General features: G+C 65.8%; 4 protein-coding genes. 2 read left to right on the top strand and 2 right to left on the bottom strand.

What is annotated here, in order from left to right; genetic code table 11:
- The coding region (locus ROTAS13_RS21955; protein ID WP_075823426.1) for an IS3 family transposase at positions 1 to 738 on the top strand (738 nt) is incomplete at its 5' end.
- Between the two features lie 68 nt (positions 739 to 806).
- On the opposite strand, the gene ROTAS13_RS21960 is transcribed toward ROTAS13_RS21955, so the two are convergent.
- Positions 807 to 1349 carry a Zn-dependent exopeptidase M28 gene (locus ROTAS13_RS21960; RefSeq protein ID WP_139323489.1) on the bottom strand — a complete coding sequence of 181 codons (543 nt, stop codon included), beginning with the start codon at positions 1347 to 1349 and terminating at the stop codon, positions 807 to 809.
- An 87-nt stretch (positions 1350 to 1436) separates the two neighbouring features.
- Positions 1437 to 2255, bottom strand: coding sequence for a M28 family peptidase (locus ROTAS13_RS21965; protein ID WP_171979204.1), 819 nt, complete (start codon positions 2253 to 2255; stop codon positions 1437 to 1439).
- A gap of 406 nt (positions 2256 to 2661) precedes the next feature.
- Between ROTAS13_RS21965 and ROTAS13_RS26615 the strand changes: the two genes are divergently transcribed.
- On the top strand, positions 2662 to 3089 hold a 428-nt coding region (locus tag ROTAS13_RS26615), incomplete at its 3' end, for a helix-turn-helix domain-containing protein (protein ID WP_075823431.1).

Below are 3089 nucleotides of genomic sequence, written 5' to 3' on the forward strand. Positions count from 1 at the left end.
GCCCTGCTGGCCGACATCCGCCAGGCCCATGCCAACAGCGGTGGCCGTTACGGCAGTCCCCGTGTGCATGCCACCTTGCGGGCACAGGGGAGAAAGGTTGGCCGTGGACGGGTCGAGCGCCTGATGCGCCGCCATGGCGTGCGCGGCCTTGTCGCCCAGCGCCGCCGCGTGCAGACCACCGACAGCCGCCACGCCTTCCCGGTCGCTCCCAACCTGCTGGAACGCAAGTTCTTCGCCACCAGCAGGCCGAACCAGGTCTGGCTGGCAGACCTGACCTACATTCCAACAGGTGAGGGTTGGCTCTACATGGCCGCCATCATGGACCTGCACACGCGCAAGATCGTGGGTTGGTCCATGCGCGACCATCTCAGGGCCGAGCTGGCGACCTCGGCGTTGCTGATGGCCATCCAGCGCCAGCGTCCCAGTGCCGGTCTGATCCAACATTCCGACCGCGGCATCCAATACGCCTGCGGTGACTACCAGGCGGCGCTGACCGAAGCAGCCATTATCCCGTCGATGAGCCGGCGGGCGAATCCACTGGACAACGCGCCGATGGAAAGCTTCTTTCACACGCTGAAAACCGAGCTGGTGCACCACCGGACCTATGCAACCAGAGACGAGGCCAAGCGTGACCTGTTCTCCTACGTCGAGGGCTTCTACAACCGCCGACGCCTGCATTCAGCCCTGGACTACCGCACGCCAGACCAAGCAGAACGGCAGGCAGTAAACGTAGCGTAACCCGTCCACGGAAGTCGTGGAGGATCAAAGCGGTCTCCCCTGGTCATGTGCAGTGCCACGAGCTCGCGTCAGGCCCCGACGAGACTCCGGTCTGCCGTCTGGCCGGAGGGGAGTGATTGCGCCAGGAGGGCTTCCGCCGCGCCGGTCACCATCGCGGCGGGCACCGTCTCCGGCAGGCGGGGCGCGAGATCGCGCAGCTCACGTAGGAGGGATTCGATTGCCGCTAGGGGCTGCAGGAGGAGAGTCGGCTCCGTCAGCAGCCGCCACAGGACGTGCACGAAGACGCGCGTGTCGCGCATCAGGAAGCTCTCATCGATCTTGTCGATCAGGTCGTGTGGCGTGTGCCACCACCAGCCCAGGGCGTTGCGCATCGTCGCTGGCCCGAAGGTCTCTGTCCCAGGCACGTGCATGCTGAGACTGCCGAACATCGAGGGGATGCCAACGCCCCAGAAGGACTGATCAGCGCTGTGTGACGGTCGCTTGCCGGTGTAGTGCTGCCCGGTTTCGGCCGCGATCGCATCGGTGGCAAGGGACACGGCCTCTGGTGTCACCGCCGTCCCGGTCAGGCTGGTGGCACCGATGCCACCTGTGGAGTCTACGTTCACATGCACCACGCACCGACGATCCAGTTCCTCCCAGTTCTGGTCGGCGTACCAAGCGGAGCCGGAATAGCGGCCATGCGAATGCTCGGACCAGAATCAGATCCGCAGACCCCGTTGCCACGCGTCGGCATGCTCCGCGAGAACCCGCGCCGCCTCTAGCATAGTGGCATTGGCGGCACCGTTGTCCATCACCCCCTGGTACCAGGTGTCGTGATGGCCAGAGAACAGGACGAAAAGCGCTGCCGCACCGCGCTGCCCGTCGAGCTCGGCCTCCAGTAGCGGCGTCTTGCGCCAGCCGGTATCGACCTCGGCCCGCAGCGCGATGTCGAGTGCCTCACCCGCCATCAGTCTTCGCCGCAGCTGCGTCCCGTCGGATTGCGACACCGTGCATACGGCGGTGCTCGGCAAGGTAGCCAGGGTCGTGACGGAGGGACTGCCCCAGACCGGCGAGATGCACATCTCATGCAGCTGTTCCTGCGGGCTGACGTGGATCTGCCCCAATGCGCCGGCGGCCGAGGCCCGCGCGGCCACGGCTGGGCTGGCGATGCCCTCCACCAGAACAATGCGTCCAGATGCATCCTGCCCGGCGAAATCGGCTTCGCTGCCTTCGCCCATGTCGAGCAGAGCTGCGCGTAGCCCGTCAGGCGGGGAGGGACGTGAGAAGGAATGGGTGGTTGCGCGCAGCGTCTCGTTGACGGTCTCGACCTGCGCTTTCCCCGGCAAGCTGGTATAGGCGTCGTGCATCAGCAGCCGCGTTCTGTAGCCGATCGCGTCGAGCTGCGCCTTCAGGCACCCGAAGCTCTCCCGCTCTTCCGGCGTGCCGGAAAGCTTGACGCGGCGGGCGAATTCATGGACGTGCCGCATCAGCTCGCCGCCACTGACCGCAGTAGTCAGGCTTGTGACGTCGACGCTCATCTGGTGCATCCTCTGACCATCCGGAGCATGTCACGGATACGACGCTTCGCGGCGGTGATCGGCATCTCTTAGGCTCTCACTTCCGCGACGCATGCCGTTGCACGCGTCAAGCCGATGGTTCTGCCGGGCGCCATCCACCGTCAACCGCTCAAGGCGCCTTGCGATCATGCCGCACAGCGTGGCTGCAAAGGAATGCAGCATGGCACGCTCAACGGGCATGCAAGCCGCCACGGAAACATGCGATGCGTCGCCAGGAATGGACGCAGTTTTCGATCGATATCATATGGCGTTGCTGACGATTTCTGAAGCGTTGCTTCAGGCTCGATGCATCGTGTGGGAACGCCCCGTTCCACCGGAAAGTTGTCCCGGGAACGCGTGCCCACTGTGCCCCGATCGGCGTGAGTACTTGGATCCGCGCGTGGCGCTGGGCGAGCGGGTGAATGCCCTACGGGTGGCGCGTGGTATCAGCCAGGAGGACTTCGCCGGCCGGGTGGGGCTGGACCAGACCTACGTGAGTGGCATCGAGCGGGGCCTGCGCAACCCCACCCTGCTGGTGCTGCTGCGCCTGGCACAGGCGCTGGAGGTTTCGGTCGCCGAGTTGCTGGCTTCCCTGCCCGACCTCCTGGCGCAGTTCCGCAGCGATGCCAGGGAGGGCGGACCCCGCCCGTTCCGCCGCATCCACGATCCCTTCCCGGGGAGCGGTGGACTGCTCCCTGCGAGTACTTTCGCCGAGATCCTGCACCGGCGCCTCGATGTGCCCGAGCGCCACATGGCCGACCTGATGTTCCTCCAGCTCTGCGCGCAGGATCTCCTGCTTGGCAGGCGGCGGGACTT

This window comes from Roseomonas sp. TAS13, from assembly GCF_001950415.1.
Lineage (GTDB): Bacteria > Pseudomonadota > Alphaproteobacteria > Acetobacterales > Acetobacteraceae > Roseomonas > Roseomonas mucosa.